This window comes from Bradyrhizobium sp. SZCCHNR1002, assembly GCF_032381435.1.
Lineage (GTDB): Bacteria > Pseudomonadota > Alphaproteobacteria > Rhizobiales > Xanthobacteraceae > Bradyrhizobium > Bradyrhizobium aeschynomenes.
The window spans coordinates 53,835-67,966 of the sequence record NZ_JAUHIS010000006.1 but is presented as its reverse complement, the minus strand read 5'-3'; the positions used below and the strand labels follow the sequence as shown (position 1 = coordinate 67,966).

The 14,132-nt window shown below is 65.5% G+C and carries 11 protein-coding genes; 9 read left to right on the top strand and 2 right to left on the bottom strand.

Annotated elements, in window-relative coordinates:
* Window positions 1–258 precede the first annotated feature (258 nt).
* The 3 genes from QX108_RS25270 (at window position 259) to QX108_RS25260 (ending at window position 2,600) form a co-directional block, all read left to right on the top strand.
* Entirely contained in the window at window positions 259–1,101 is an 843-nt protein-coding gene (locus QX108_RS25270) for an outer membrane protein (RefSeq protein WP_315721697.1), read from the top strand.
* A gap of 187 nt (window positions 1,102–1,288) precedes the next feature.
* A complete protein-coding gene (locus tag QX108_RS25265; RefSeq protein ID WP_315721696.1) occupies window positions 1,289–2,116 on the top strand; it encodes an outer membrane protein in 828 nt (275 codons plus the stop codon).
* Window positions 2,117–2,144: 28 nt separating this feature from the next.
* The gene (locus QX108_RS25260; RefSeq protein ID WP_315721695.1) at window positions 2,145–2,600 is read left to right on the top strand and encodes a GNAT family N-acetyltransferase; all 456 of its coding nucleotides are present in this window, start codon (window positions 2,145–2,147) and stop codon (window positions 2,598–2,600) included.
* On the opposite strand, the gene QX108_RS25255 is transcribed toward QX108_RS25260, so the two are convergent.
* Both QX108_RS25255 and QX108_RS25250 read right to left on the bottom strand, forming a co-directional pair.
* Entirely contained in the window at window positions 2,601–3,452 is an 852-nt protein-coding gene (locus QX108_RS25255) for an amidohydrolase family protein (RefSeq protein ID WP_315721694.1), read from the bottom strand.
* Window positions 3,449–4,435 carry an aldo/keto reductase gene (locus QX108_RS25250; RefSeq protein ID WP_315721693.1) on the bottom strand — a complete coding sequence of 329 codons (987 nt, stop codon included), beginning with the start codon at window positions 4,433–4,435 and terminating at the stop codon, window positions 3,449–3,451. The genes QX108_RS25255 and QX108_RS25250 overlap by 4 nt, the downstream gene beginning before the upstream one ends.
* 112 nt (window positions 4,436–4,547) lie before the next feature.
* On the opposite strand from QX108_RS25250, the gene QX108_RS25245 reads away from it, so the two are divergent.
* The 6 genes from QX108_RS25245 to ftsH all read left to right on the top strand — a co-directional run bounded on the left by QX108_RS25245 (window position 4,548) and on the right by ftsH (window position 14,074).
* Window positions 4,548–4,838, top strand: coding sequence for a hypothetical protein (locus QX108_RS25245; RefSeq protein ID WP_172112511.1), 291 nt, complete (start codon window positions 4,548–4,550; stop codon window positions 4,836–4,838).
* Window positions 4,839–5,031: 193 nt separating this feature from the next.
* On the top strand, window positions 5,032–6,204 hold the full coding sequence (locus QX108_RS25240) for a phosphoserine transaminase (protein ID WP_315721692.1): 1,173 nt from the start codon (window positions 5,032–5,034) through the stop codon (window positions 6,202–6,204).
* A gap of 267 nt (window positions 6,205–6,471) precedes the next feature.
* Window positions 6,472–8,061, top strand: a complete 1,590-nt coding sequence (serA, locus tag QX108_RS25235) for a phosphoglycerate dehydrogenase (RefSeq protein WP_315784572.1) — start codon at window positions 6,472–6,474, stop codon at window positions 8,059–8,061.
* Between the two features lie 199 nt (window positions 8,062–8,260).
* Window positions 8,261–9,925, top strand: coding sequence for a mucoidy inhibitor MuiA family protein (locus tag QX108_RS25230; RefSeq protein WP_315784603.1), 1,665 nt, complete (start codon window positions 8,261–8,263; stop codon window positions 9,923–9,925).
* Between the two features lie 506 nt (window positions 9,926–10,431).
* A complete protein-coding gene (locus QX108_RS25225; RefSeq protein WP_315784570.1) occupies window positions 10,432–12,018 on the top strand; it encodes an ABC transporter substrate-binding protein in 1,587 nt (528 codons plus the stop codon).
* Between the two features lie 199 nt (window positions 12,019–12,217).
* Window positions 12,218–14,074 (top strand): ATP-dependent zinc metalloprotease FtsH, encoded by a 1,857-nt coding sequence (gene ftsH / locus QX108_RS25220; RefSeq protein WP_315784568.1) that lies wholly within the window; start codon window positions 12,218–12,220, stop codon window positions 14,072–14,074.
* The last annotated feature ends 58 nt before the right edge of the window (window positions 14,075–14,132 follow it).

Genomic DNA, 14,132 nt, shown 5'->3' with positions numbered 1-14,132 from the left:
GGACGTTCAAGAACGGGGGAGGATGCGAGCGCTCTGTCGGTTTGAGCTGATTAGTTAGCGTGTGTCGGACCAGGACGGCTTGGCTAATAGTTTGTTAGGATCTGTTGCGTGACCGTTAACGGTTCCCGCGCGCTCACGAAACATCAACCTTAATTATTAGGGTTAAGCGCTGCTTAAGCATTTGGTGCGATTGTACAGCCGTCAGTTGTGATGTGGGGCCCATTTCCGAACGCCTCACCGGCCAAAGGGACGAAGCCAATGCGTAGCGTTATGTCTTTGATCGCCGCCGGAGCGGCCTCTCTGTTTTCAACTCTGGCCTTTGCGGCCGACATGCCCATCATGCCTCCTCCGGTCTACGCGCCGCCCCCGGCGGCCGATTTCGGCGGCTGGTACCTGCGCGGCGACATCGGCTTCAGCAATCAGAAGGTCAAGGACGTTCATTACAGCCGCGAGTCGGCCTATACGCCGATGACCTCGTTCGAGCAGACCTCCGGATTCGACACCGCCGGCATCTACGGCGTCGGCGTCGGCTATCGCTTCAACAGCTGGTTCCGCGCCGACGTCACCGGCCAGTATCGCGGCAATTCGAACTTCAAGGGCACCGATCGCTTCAACGCGACGGCGGGCGGCGTGCCGTATAGCGGCATCGACAACTACACGGCCAGCAAGTCGGAATGGGTCGTCATGGCCAACGCCTATGTCGATCTCGGCACCTGGTGGTGCGTGACGCCGTTCATCGGCGCCGGCGTCGGCGGCTCGCGCGTGACGATCTCGAACTTCACCGACACCGGCATCAACAACCTGCCGTTCACGACCACGAGCTTCGCCACGGCGCCGACCTCCTCGAAGTGGAACTTCGCCTGGGCGGCCCATGCGGGTCTGGCCTACAACGTCAATCCGAACCTCGTGCTCGAACTGGCCTACAGCTATGTCGACCTCGGGCAGGGCCAGACCGGCGTGCTGTCGACCTATACCGGCACCACCACTGGCAACAACTTCAAATTCAAGGACATCACCTCGCACGACCTGAAGCTCGGCGTGCGCTGGAATTTCGACAATCCTCCGCCGCCGCCGATGCCGGCGCTGATCCGCAAGGGCTGAGACGAGCAAACGTCATTCTGACTGAACGAACGGCGCGGGCTTCCCGCGCCGTTTCGCTTTTCCGACCGGTCCGAAGAGGCGTGCCCTCGCTGAAAGAATTGCCGGTAGCCGCGTTCCGGCAACGGATGATTAAGGTTAACGCGCGATGATCGCTCATCGAGAGTTCAGTGCTGATTGGAGCGTGACGATGCGTAGCCTGGTGGTGGCGGTTTCGGTGTGCGGCATGGTCTCGGCTGCCCAGGCCGCCGATATGCCCGACCTTCCGATCCTGAGAGGTGGCCTGACCGAAGGCCTGAGCAATGCGCGGGTCAACTGGGACGGCTACTATGTCGGCGTCCAGGGCGGTTATGGTTCGTCCGACGAGAATTTCAACGGCTCGACCAAGAACATGACGGCGGCGGTGCTGGCCAATACGCTGATCGAGAGCGAGATGCAGGTGTCGTCCTGGAACACCAATCTCGGCAAGCAATCTTCACGATCCTCGGGCTTCGGCGCCTTCGTCGGCTACAACAGCCAGTGGGACGACGTCGTGCTCGGCGTCGAGGCGAGCTATCTGCATGGCAAGTTCGGCGGCAGTGCCTCGTCGAGCCGCTCGCTGGTCAGCAGCGCCGCGCTGTCGGACGGCAACTACCACAGCGTGACCTCGACCCAGACCTCGCAGATCTCGATCAAGGACATGGCGACCATCCGCGGCCGCGCCGGCTACGCGCTGGGTTGCTTCCTGCCCTATGCGTTCTTCGGCCTCGCGCTCGGCAACGCCGATCTCGGACAGACCGTGACCGTTCAGGACCGGGTCAGCGCCACCCAGCTCGGCACCTACACGGCGCTTACGCCGCTCAGCTCCAACAACATTCAGCACAACCACCTGATCTACGGCTACAGCGCCGGCCTCGGTGTCGACGTCAATCTGGTGGGTGGCCTGTTTGCGCGCGCCGAGTACGAATACATCCGCTTCACCTCGACCGTCGACACCAGCATCAACACGGTGCGCGCCGGCGTCGGCTACAAGTTCTGAGCCTGTCGTCGCGACGATGGCAGACCCCATGTCGATCACCATTCGGCCCGCGCGGCGCGAGGACGTCGGCGCCATCGTGGCGATGCTGGCCGACGACCATCTCGGCCGGGCGCGCGAGCGCGTCGAGGAGCCGCTGCCCGATACCTACTACGCGGCGTTCGACGCGATTGCGCGCGATGCGAACATCACCCTGGTGGTGGCCGCGGACGCGGGCAGGGTGGTCGGCTGTCTGCAATTGTGCATCCTGCCGGGCCTGAGCTCGCAAGGCGCGTCGCGGGCGCTGGTCGAGGACGTCCGCGTCGCGACCGACCGACGCAGCCTGGGGATCGGCGAGCAGCTGCTGCAATGGGCCATTGCCGAGGCGCGCGGCCGCCGCTGCAATCTGGTCGAGCTGATGACGCACCAGAGCCGCACCGATGCGCAGCGCTTCTACGAGCGGCTCGGCTTTGCCAAGAGCCATTTCGGCATGGTGATGCGGTTCTGATCAGGAGCGCAAACGGTACGCAGCAATAGCATTCGGGCCGAACGCCTTGTCGCGAATCCCCGGAGGAAGCTGCGTCAGGCATTGCTCGAGCGCCTGCCTGATCTCGTCATACTCGCCCGCGAGCAGGCAGACCGGCCAGTCCGAGCCGAAGATCAGCCGGTCGGCGCCGAAGCAACGCGCGACGTGCGACACGTAGGGCTGCAGCCGCTCCGCGTCCCAGTCGGTCCAGACGGCTTCCGTGGCCAGTCCCGATACCTTGCACCAGACGTTGCCGTATGTCGCGAGCTCGGCGATGCGATCGGCCCAGTTCTGATCGAACCCCGTGGCGATTGGCGGCTTGGCGGCGTGGTCAAGGACGAAGCGCGCTTCTGGAAAAGCGCGCACCGTCGCGATCGTGGCCGGCAGCTCGCGCGTGCGCACCAGCAGGTCGTAGGTCAGGTCGTGCGCGAAGACGCGCTCCAGTCCGCGTCTGACGTCGCCGCGATCGAGCCACGCCGGGTCCGCCTCGTCATGAACCTGATGGCGCGCGCCGACCAGCTTTTCGCCACCCGGCAGCTCGCGCAGCCGGTCGATCGTCGATCCCACCGACGCATCGGTCAGATCGACCCAGCCGACGACGCCAGCAATGAACGGCGTGTCATGGGCGATGCGCAGAAACTCCTCGGTCTCTTCGAGCGACGACCGCGTCTGCACCAGGATGCTGGCATCGAGACCGTTCTCTGCCAACAGCGGGGCAAGGTCGGTGGGACCGAACGGGCGGCGGATTGGGGCCAGCGCGTCGCCCGCCATCCACGGATAATCAGCACGTGAGGGATCCCAGAAATGCTGGTGAGCGTCGATGGCGCGGCTCATGGTGCCTCTCCCGGCAGCGGCGCGCGCGGGTCGACCAGATTGCTGGCACGGAGCGCGCGCCAGAACGCCGCGGGGATGACCGTTTCGGCCATCGCAAGGTTGTCGGCCGCCTCCTGCGCATTGCGGGCGCCCTGCAGGCCGACGGTCACGGCGGGATGGGCGAGGCAGAACTGGATGGCGGCCGCCTTGAGGTTGACGCCGTGCTCCTTGCAGAGCGCGTCGAGCTGACGCGCGCGCGCGACCAGGGCGGCATCGGCGTCCTCGTAGTTGAACTTGGCGTGGCCATGCGGATTGGCCAGGATGCCGCTGTTGTAGATGCCGCCGAGCAGGATGGCGATGTTCTGCCTCCGGCAGACCGGGAATAGCGCCGTGAGCGCGCCCTGATCCAGCAGCGTGTAGCGGCCGGCGAGAAGGAAGCAGTCGACCGCAACGGCCTCGGCGAATCGCGCCAGCATCTCCGACTGGTTCATGCCGGCGCCGATCGCCTTGATGCTGCCGTCATCACGCAGCCGCTGGAGCGCCCGGAAGGCGCCGGCCAGGGCTTCGTCATAATGATCGTCGGGATCGTGCACCAGCAGGATGTCGATTCGATCGAGGCCGAGCCGGACCAGGCTCTCTTCGACCGAGCGCATCACGCCGTCATAGGAATAGTCGAACCGCGGGCGGAGCGGCGGCGTGCCCTTGTAATGCGGATCTTCCGCCGCTGCGCTCGGATCCGGGCGCAACAGCCGGCCGACCTTGGTCGAGATCACAAAACTGTCGCGCGGCTGCTGCCGCAGGAACGCACCGAGCCGCTGCTCGGCGAGACCGAAGCCATACAACGGCGCCGTGTCGAAAAAGCGCACGCCGCGCGACCAGGCCATCGCGATCGTCGCCTCGGCATCGGCATTGCTGACTGGCTCGAACAGGCCGCCGAGCGGGGCAGTGCCGAGGCCAAGCCGTGTGACGTCGAGTGAGGTCCTCCCGAGACGGACGCGTTGCATTCTTCTATCCTTGTTGTTGGGCGCGTGCAGTTCGCGTCATTGTGCATGAGCAGGTCGGACGACACAACGTCACGGCGTTGTGCGATACGGCATGGACGAGCAGGGGGGAACGATGCCGGACATCAATCCACTGACGGCGCTCGGCGTCGTCGCGGCAACGGCGGCGACCGACGCGGTGTATGTCATGTTCACATCGGCCGTGGTCGCGCGGCGGCGATTGCCGGCCGCGAATTGGAGCGCGATCTGGTACACGCTATCGTCGTTCGCGGTGATCAGCTACACCGAGAACTGGATCTATGTGGCCTTCGCCGCCGTCGGCTCGTGGATCGGCGCCTACGCGTCGATGACGTTCCTGCACCGTCCGCCCGCGGGCCAGGCACCGATCGGGTCGGCACCGGATTAGTTCGCGTCGTGCGGCAGGACATCTCCCGCTGACATTCGGGACAACTTCTCGAAGCGCAGTCGGGCGCGCCATATGCCAGCACGACTGCGTGAACGCGTGCGCGAAGTTCCTTGACGTGGAACGGCGCTTCCCTTAATCACCACGGCGGGACACCTCCCCCCAACGGGAGGCTTACTATCTGGAAGGATAGACGATGACTGCAGCGAAGCCCTCGCAGCGGCCTGCCGTGCCGCATTTCTCCTCCGGCCCCTGCGCCAAGCGCCCCGGATGGACCTCCGAAAATCTCAAGGACGCCCCGCTCGGCCGCTCGCATCGCGCGAAGATCGGCAAAGCCAGGCTCAAGCAGGCGATCGAGCTGACGCGCGACGTGCTCGAAGTGCCGGCCGACTACAAGATCGGCATCGTTCCGGCGTCCGACACCGGCGCGGTCGAGATGGCGCTGTGGTCGCTGCTCGGTGCGCGGCCCGTGACCACGATCGCCTGGGAATCCTTCGGCGAAGGCTGGGTCAGCGACATCGTCAAGGAGCTGAAGCTCAAGGACGTCACCAAGCTGCACGCCGGCTATGGCGAAATCCCGGATCTGTCGAAGGTCGACCCGGCCAGCGACATCGTCTTCACCTGGAACGGCACCACGTCGGGCGTGCGCGTGCCGAATGCCGACTGGATCAGCGCGAGCCGCGAAGGCCTGACCATCTGCGACGCCACCTCAGCCGCATTCGCTCAGCCACTAGATTGGCCGAAGCTCGACGTCGTCACCTTCTCCTGGCAGAAGGCGCTCGGTGGCGAGGCCGCGCATGGCATGCTCATCCTGTCGCCGCGCGCGGTGGAGCGTCTCGAAACTTACAAGCCGGCCTGGCCGCTGCCGAAGATCTTCCGTATGACCAAGGGCGGCAAGCTCAATGCCGGCATCTTCGAAGGCGAGACCATCAACACGCCGTCGATGCTGTGCGTCGAGGACTATCTGGACGCGCTGAACTGGGGCAAGTCGATCGGCGGACTCAAGGCGCTGATCGCGCGCGCCGACGCCAACACCAAGGTGCTGGCGGACTGGAAGGCGCGCACGCCCTGGATCGATTTCCTCGCCAAGGATCCGGCGATCCGCTCCAACACCTCGGTGTGCCTGAAGGTGGTCGATCCTGCGATCACGGCGCTGTCGGCCGATGCCCAGGCCGACTTCGCCAAGAAGCTGGTGTCGCTGGTCGAGAAGGAAAACGCCGGCTTCGACTTCGCGCATTATCGCGACGCGCCGGCCGGCCTGCGCATCTGGTGCGGCGCCACGGTGGAAGCGAGCGACGTCGCGCTGCTGACGCAGTGGATCGACTGGGCGTTCGCCGAGGCCAAGGCCGCGCTGCCGAAGGCGGCCTGACACGCGCTGGTCTCGCCGTCATTGCGAGCGCAGCGAAGCAATCCAGGGTGGCACAGACAGTCTGGATTGCTTCGTCGCTTCGCTCCTCGCAATGACGGAGTTGACGACAACGTAGGGGTAGGCAAAGGCGCAACGCGCCGTGCCCACCAATGATCTCACCTGACGCGAGAGAGCGGTGGGCACGTTGCGCTTTGCCCACCCTGTATGTTTCCCCATTTCCGCGCGCTGCGCGGCCCCCTCACAAAGGGGGCGTGAAGGATCATCGTCATGTCAAAGCCCAAAGTTCTCATCTCCGATGCACTGTCGCCCGCGGCCGTACAGATCTTCAAAGACCGCGGCGTCGAGGTCGACTTCCAGCCCAATCTCGGCAAGGACAAGGACAAGCTTGCCGACATCATCGGCGACTATGACGGCCTGGCGATCCGCTCCGCCACCAAGGCGACCGCCAAGATCATCGAGCGCGCCAAGCGGCTCAAGGTGATCGGGCGCGCGGGCATCGGCGTCGACAATGTCGAGATTCCCGCGGCGACGGCCAAGGGCATCATCGTGATGAACACGCCGTTCGGCAATTCGATCACGACCGCCGAGCATGCGATCACGATGATGCTGTCGCTGGCCCGCGAGATCCCGCAGGCCGACGCGTCCACGCAGGCCGGCAAGTGGGAGAAGAACCGCTTCATGGGCGTCGAGATCACCGGCAAGACGCTGGGCGTGATCGGCTGCGGCAACATCGGCTCGATCGTCTGCGACCGTGCGCAGGGCCTGCGCATGAAGGTGATCGGCTTCGATCCGTTCCTCACCGAGGAGCGCGCGCTCGATCTCGGCGTCGAGAAGGTCGAGCTCGACGAGCTGCTCAAGCGCGCCGACTTCATCACGCTGCATACGCCGCTGACCGACAAGACCCGCAACATCATCGATGCCGCGGCGATCGCCAAGATGAAGCAGGGCGTGCGCATCATCAATTGCGCGCGCGGCGGCCTGATCGACGAGCAGGCGCTGCTCGAGGCCCTCGACAGCAAGCACGTCGCAGGCGCAGCCCTCGACGTGTTCGCCGAGGAGCCGGCGACCAGCAATCCCCTGTTCGGTCATGCCAACGTGATCTGCACGCCGCATCTCGGCGCCTCGACGACGGAAGCGCAGGAGAACGTCGCGCTGCAGATCGCCGAGCAGATGTCGGACTACCTGCTCACCGGCGCGATCTCGAATGCGATCAACTTCCCGTCGATCACCGCGGAAGAAGCGCCCAAGCTGAAGCCGTTCATCGCACTCGCCGAGAAACTCGGCTCGTTCGCGGGCCAGCTCACCGAAAGCAGCATCACCAAGATCCAGATCACCTATGAAGGCCACGTCGCCGAGATGAAGACCCGGGCGCTGACCTCGGCGGTGCTGGCCGGCCTGCTCAGGCCGATGCTGGGCGAGGTCAACGTCGTCTCGGCGCCGGTGATCGCCAAGGAGCGCGGCATGATCGTCGACGAGGTGCTGCGCGCCGGCGAGAGCGACTATGAGAGCCTGATCACGGTCGCGGTCACGACCGAGCATCAGGACCGCGCGGTGTCGGGCACAGTGTACGCCGACGGCAAGCCGCGCCTCGTCGACATCAAGGGCATCCGTGTCGACGCCGAGTTCGGCAAGTCGATGATCTACGTCACCAACGAGGACAAGCCGGGCTTCATCGGCAAGTTCGCAAGCCTGCTCGGCGATGCCAAGATCAACATCGCGACCTTCCACCTCGGCCGCGTCGCGCCGGGCAGTGACGCGATCGCACTGGTCGAGGTCGACGGCGCGGTGCCGGCGGAGCTGCTCGCCAAGATCCAGGCCCTGCCGCAGGTCAAGCAGGCCAAGGCGCTGGCGTTCTGATCGCCGGAGGCTGTCCTAGTCGAGCCAGCGGGGCAGCACGGCAGATTCTGCCGTGCTGCCTTTGTCATTTTCAGCGAAGTCGAATGATCATCTCCGCCGGACTCGTTTGAACCCGGCCAGCTTTCCCTGCGTCTAACGCCCGACGAAGGACCGGCTGATCCGGTCTTGAGGGTGTTGGGCTGCGGAGAATGTGATGACCATGCGAAACAAGGGCCTGATTGCCACCGGTCTCGTCCTGGGCGCCGCGCTGACGGCTGTGCCCGGCCATGCTGCCAACCTCGACGCCACGTCCACGGTGGATGCGGTCACCGTCTATCCCGACGGTGCCACCGTGAGCCGGGTCATCTCGCTGGATCTTCCGGCCGGCGACTCTACGGCCATTGCCAAGGATTTTCCGCTCGGGCTCGACGTCTCTTCGCTGCGGGTCGAGGGCGCGGCTGGAGCGAAGCTCGTGATCGGCACCGTCGATGCCAAGCCGCCGCGGGCGGCGCCCCCGGTCAATCTGCCTGAGATCGACAAGCGCATCGAGGCGCTGAAGGACGAGCGTGCCAATCTCGACGGCGCGATCGCCGCCGCGCTTGCGCGGAAGAAATTCGCCGAGCGGTTTGCGGAAGCCTCTCCCGCCGGCCTCGGCGAGAAGGGCGAGGCACGCCCCATCACGGAGTGGCGCAATGCATTTGCAGCCGTGGCCGAGGAGGTCGGTCAGGCCGACTCGGCCATAAGAGACGCCGAGCGCAAGCAGCGCGACATCGATCGCGAGATCGCGCGGTTGCAGGCCGATCGCGCGGCCAAACCGCCGAGCAGGATGGAGGTTCAGATCGAGCTGTCGGCAGCGACGGCGACCAAGGCGACCCTGCGCGTGACCTACGCCGTGCGCAACGCCCGCTGGGTGCCACTCTACGATGCGCGTCTGGAGACGTCCGCCAAAGACCGCAAGCCCGCGCTGGAGCTGGTGCGTCGCGCCGAGATTCAGCAGACCACTGGCGAGGACTGGTCCGATGTCGCGCTCTCGGTGTCGACGGTACGCACGGGCCGCGGCGGCAGCGCGCCGGAGTTGCGGACCGTGATCGCGCAGTATCCGCCGCCGCCGTCGCCGCCGATGGCGCAACTCGGCACGTTGGCCGACAAGGCGCCGAGGCAGCGAAGCATGGAGTCATATGCGCCGGCTGCAGCCGCGCCCGAGCCTGCCAAGCGGGCGGAGGAGCGCGAGACCGCCGTTGAGATCGGTGCATACCAGACTGCCTTCCGTCTTCCTGGACGCGTCAGCATCGGCACCAATGATGGCGCCAAGAGCCTGCGTATCTCCACCGCGACGATCACGCCGGAGCTGATCATTCGCTCGGCGCCGGTGGCCGATCCCACTGCCTATCTCGAGGCGAGCTTCACACAAGGAGAGGACGCGCCGCTGCTGCCGGGCAAGGTGTCGATCTATCGCGACGGCATGTTCGTCGGCAGCAGCAAATTGGCCGCCGCCGGCAAGGACGAGACCGTTCGCCTCGGCTTCGGGGCTGACGACAAGGTCAAGGTCGAGCGCACCGTGGTGAAGCGCAACGAAGGTTCGGCCGGCCTGATCGTGACGACGGCAAAGATCGACGAGCGCGCCTTCAAGACGACGATTCGCAACGCGCACGATTTCCCGGTCAAGGTCGCGATCCAGGATCAGCTGCCGGTCAGCGAGAACGAGGAGATCACGGTCGAGATGCTGCCGGCGACCACGCCGCCGACATCGACCAACGTGCGCGACCGCCGCGGCGTCACCGAGTGGATGCTCGATGCCAAGCCCGGCGAGACGAAAGAGCTCTCGTTTGCCTGGCGCGTCCGCTGGCCGAAGGACAAGACGGTGGTGATGAGCCCATCAGGTTAGCCGATCATGGGCGGATGGCCCGGTGTGCAGACATCCGCCCGCGTCACGCGCCCCGATGATCGTTCTATCAACTTGAGATCGGGGCGCGGACATTGGTGGTATCAGGAGTTTCGGATCCTGCTCCGGCTTGCTCCGCCCGATCGACGCAGCTGAGGCCTGATTGCGTCAGGTCTGCCCTCATCCGAACTTAAAGCCGTCGTAGATGCCGGCCATGCCGTGTCTTCACCCGGACGCGGATGCAAGTAGCAAGCGGCGGCATTCGGAAGCTACGACTGCAGGATACGGGAAAAAGAGCTTTCGCGATCAAGCGGCCGTAGGAAAAAATGACCGGCTTGTCCCGATCTTCGGGCAGACCAAGCCGATTCTTTCCTGATGTTTCCGGCATTCCAAATCGTCATGGCGATATCCGAATTACCGCAGCCGCTGACCATCCCGGTTGGCCGCATGCTTGCGTCCGGTCTGTGCGCGTCGTTCGGCGGACAGGAACGGAGGCCTCAGTCTACAAGATGCAATTTTTGTCTCTCGCCTCGTGCATCGCGCGGCGCTCGCTTAGCCCGGCGATTCTTGCTGCCGTCTTCCTGACGGGGAGTGCAAGTGGCGCCCTCTCGGCGGACAACGTGAATCTCGTCCGCGAGCTGGCCGGACGTGTCGGCCCGATCATCGGGTCGTCTCAGGCATGCACCAGCATCGCGACCCGTCGCGTGCAGGCGATCCTCGCCAAGTTTCAGGAAGCGATCCGCGAGGCGTCGACCAATCCGAATGATCGCAACGAGCTTGCCCGCGAGTTCGAGCGTAACATCGCGGAGGGACGTGCCGCGGTGAATGGCGGACGCGCCGACTGCCGGCTGGTCGAGCGCCAGCTCGCCGATCTCGAGCGGAGCGTCGGTGCGCCGCCGCCGGGCCCGGCGACCTCCGCTGCGCCGGCTGGAGCCAATGCGGCGGTGAGCATGGCAAGACCGGCCGCGCCCGGCGAGGTGCGGGGCGTGACCGACCAGGAAATCCGCTTCGGCATGGTCATCCCCTATACGGGGAGCGCCAAGGAGAACGGACAGAGCTACAAGCGCGGCATCGAGGTCGCGTTCGCCCGGAGCAACGCCGCGGGCGGCGTCCATGGACGAATGCTCAAGCTGATTGCCGCCGATGACGGCTTCGAGCCATCGCGGACGCCTGAGGCGATGAAGCTGCTCTGGGACAGGGAGCGCGTGTTCGGGTTCCTCGGCAATCTCGGCACGCCGACGGCGGCCGTCGCCGTTCCGTTCGCGCTCGAGCGCCGTGTGCTGTTCTTCGCGCCGTTCACGGGCGGCAGCGTGGTGCGGCACGATCCTCCGGATCGCTACGTCTTCAACTACAGGCCGAGCTTCGTCGAAGAGGCCGACGCCGCGGTGCGCTATCTGCTGAAGATGCGCAAGATCAGGCCGAACCAGATCGCGGTGTTCGGGCAGAACGACGATCTCGGCGAGCAGGGCTTTGCAGGCGTCGCAAGGGCCTATCGCGCCGCCGGCCTCAACGATGCGTCGATCGTGCGCCTGGTCTATAACCGCAACTCGATCGACATGGACGAGGCGGTCGCGCAGCTCAGGGCCCAGAAGGTGCCGATCAAGGCGATCGTCATGGTCGGGACCACGCGACCGGCGGCGAAATTTATCGAGAAGACACGCGATCTTTTTCCGGGCATGATCTACACCAATATGTCGATCGTCGGCGCCACCGCGCTGGCGCAGGAATTGATGCTGCTGGGACCGCGCTTCACCGAGAACGTCATCGTCACGCAGGCAGTACCGGCCGTGTCGGGCTATTCGAGCACCGTGCTCGAGTTCAAGGCGGCGCTGGCGCAGGCGTCTCCGGGCGAGGTCCCGGACTACATCTCGCTCGAAGGCTACGTCGCAGCCAATCTCCTGATCGATGCGCTGAAGCGTTGCGGGCCGCAGCTCGACACGGAACGGCTGGTAGAGACGCTCGAGAGCACGCGCAATCTCGACATGGGACTTGGCGCCTCGCTCAACCTGAGCCGCGGCGATCACCAGGCGCTGCACAAGGTCTGGGGCACCCAGCTCGACAAGTCGGGATCCTACCAGCCGATCGATCTGGAATGAGGCTGGCGCCCACCGCGCGGCTTGAGAAGACGGCACGGAGCGGCATGCGGCCAGGCCGGATGCCGCTCCGGTCGTGTCGGGCGGACTTGATCCAGGACAAGCGTGTGAGCGGCCTCGCTTGTTAAACGCAGTCGAGGCTCCATCGGTATCGATCATGGTCGGCTGCCGAGTCCTGGGAGCGCTGCCACGAGTGCCCGACATGGAATCCGATCCGAACACCCGCAAGCAGGCCATTGCCGTCGGCTACATCTTCCTGGCCGGCGTCGGCATGCTGCTGCTGCAATGGCTGCTGACGACCTACAATACCGTCGAGACGATTCCCTACAGCCAGTTCGAGCAGATGGTCGAGCAGGGCAAGATCTCCGAGGTCTCGGTCGGCCAGGACACCATCCAGGGCAAGTTCAAGGACAAGCAGGCAGACGGCAAGACCGCGTTCATCACGGCACGGGTCGATCCGCCGCTGGCCGAGAAGCTCGCGACCAAAGGCGTCACGGTGACCGGCGTGCCGTCGGGCGGCGTGATCCAGACGCTGCTGTCCTGGGTCGTGCCGGCGCTGATGTTCTATCTGATCTGGGTCTTCCTCGGCCGCAAGGTCATGGACCGCCAGGGCTTCGGCGGGCTGATGTCGATCGGAAAGTCGCGCGCCAAGGTCTATGTCGAGACCGACACCAAGGTGACCTTTGCCGACGTCGCGGGCGTCGACGAAGCCAAGTTCGAGCTGCAGGAGGTCGTGCAGTTCCTGAAGGATCCGAAGAGCTATGGCCGGCTCGGCGCACACGTGCCGAAGGGCATCCTGCTGGTCGGTCCGCCCGGCACCGGCAAGACGCTGCTGGCGCGCGCGGTCGCCGGCGAGGCGGGCGTTGCATTCTTCTCCATTTCCGGCTCCGAGTTCGTGGAAATGTTCGTCGGCGTCGGCGCCGCGCGGGTGCGCGATCTGTTCGAGCAGGCGCGCAAGGCCGCCCCCTGCATCATCTTCATCGACGAACTCGATGCGCTCGGCCGCAGCCGCTCGGCGGGGGCTCAGCTCGGCGGCTATGATGAGAAGGAGCAGACGCTCAATCAGTTGCTGGCGGAGCTCGATGGTTTCGATCCCAGCTCCGGTGTCATCCTGCTGGCCGCCACCAACCGGCCGGAGATCCTGGATCCCGCATTGCTGCGCGCCGGCCGCTTCGATCGCCAGGTGCTGGTCGACCGGCCCGACCGGAGCGGGCGGCTCGCGATCCTCAAGGTTCACGTCCGCAAGATCACGATGGCGGACAGCGTCGACCTCGACAAGGTCGCCGCGCTGACGGCGGGCTTCACCGGCGCCGATCTCGCCAACCTGATCAACGAGGCCGCGATCGCGGCGACGCGCCGCAAGGGCCACGAGGTGACGTTCGAAGACTTCACCACGGCGATCGAGCGTATCGTCGCGGGCATCGAGAAGAAGAGCCGCGTGCTCAGCCCGGCCGAGCGCCGCCGCGTCGCCTATCACGAGATGGGGCATGCGCTGGTCGCAGCCAATCTCGCCGGCGTCGATCCGGTGCAGAAGGTCTCGATCATTCCGCGCGGCGTCGGCGCGCTCGGTTACACGATGCAGCGGCCGACCGAGGACCGCTTCCTGCTCGCGGTCAGCGAGCTCAAGAACCGCATCGCAGTGCTGATGGGCGGTCGCGCTTCCGAGCAGATCATCTTCGACGGCGACGTCTCGACCGGCGCGGCCGACGATCTGCAACGCGCGACCGAGATCGCCATCGAGATGGTCACGAAGTACGGCATGGACTCGACGCTTGGTCAGCGCACCTACGCGCCGCGTCCGCAAGTGTCGTTCCTGCAGCCGCAGGACCAGATCGTGTCGGCGGCCGAGGACACCGGTCGCGAAATTGATCTCGCTGTCCGCGACCTGATCGCCGAAGGCGGTGCCCGCGCCCGGGCGATTCTCGACGGCCATCGGCAGGATCTGGAGCGCGGCGTCGCGCTCTTGATCGCCAAGGAGACGCTGACGGCCGAGGAGTTCGCGCCGTTGCGCCCGACCTCCGCTCCGGTCCCGTCCGGGGATGTCGCCGTGCCGAGCTGATCCGGGTTAATACGGGGGGCATTCGCAACCGAACCCTAACCATCGCCTGATCATTTGA

What these genes read in the sequence shown, in the direction of transcription:
- ftsH (WP_315784568.1), top strand. Translation starts at nt 12,218, where the DNA reads ATGGAATCCGATCCGAACACCCGCAAGCAGGCCATTGCCGTCGGCTAC.
- QX108_RS25250 (WP_315721693.1), bottom strand. Translation starts at nt 4,435, where the DNA reads ATGCAACGCGTCCGTCTCGGGAGGACCTCACTCGACGTCACACGGCTT.
- QX108_RS25270 (WP_315721697.1), top strand. Translation starts at nt 259, where the DNA reads ATGCGTAGCGTTATGTCTTTGATCGCCGCCGGAGCGGCCTCTCTGTTT.
- QX108_RS25265 (WP_315721696.1), top strand. Translation starts at nt 1,289, where the DNA reads ATGCGTAGCCTGGTGGTGGCGGTTTCGGTGTGCGGCATGGTCTCGGCT.
- QX108_RS25225 (WP_315784570.1), top strand. Translation starts at nt 10,432, where the DNA reads ATGCAATTTTTGTCTCTCGCCTCGTGCATCGCGCGGCGCTCGCTTAGC.
- QX108_RS25230 (WP_315784603.1), top strand. Translation starts at nt 8,261, where the DNA reads ATGCGAAACAAGGGCCTGATTGCCACCGGTCTCGTCCTGGGCGCCGCG.
- QX108_RS25260 (WP_315721695.1), top strand. Translation starts at nt 2,145, where the DNA reads ATGTCGATCACCATTCGGCCCGCGCGGCGCGAGGACGTCGGCGCCATC.
- serA (WP_315784572.1), top strand. Translation starts at nt 6,472, where the DNA reads ATGTCAAAGCCCAAAGTTCTCATCTCCGATGCACTGTCGCCCGCGGCC.
- QX108_RS25240 (WP_315721692.1), top strand. Translation starts at nt 5,032, where the DNA reads ATGACTGCAGCGAAGCCCTCGCAGCGGCCTGCCGTGCCGCATTTCTCC.
- QX108_RS25255 (WP_315721694.1), bottom strand. Translation starts at nt 3,452, where the DNA reads ATGAGCCGCGCCATCGACGCTCACCAGCATTTCTGGGATCCCTCACGT.
- QX108_RS25245 (WP_172112511.1), top strand. Translation starts at nt 4,548, where the DNA reads ATGCCGGACATCAATCCACTGACGGCGCTCGGCGTCGTCGCGGCAACG.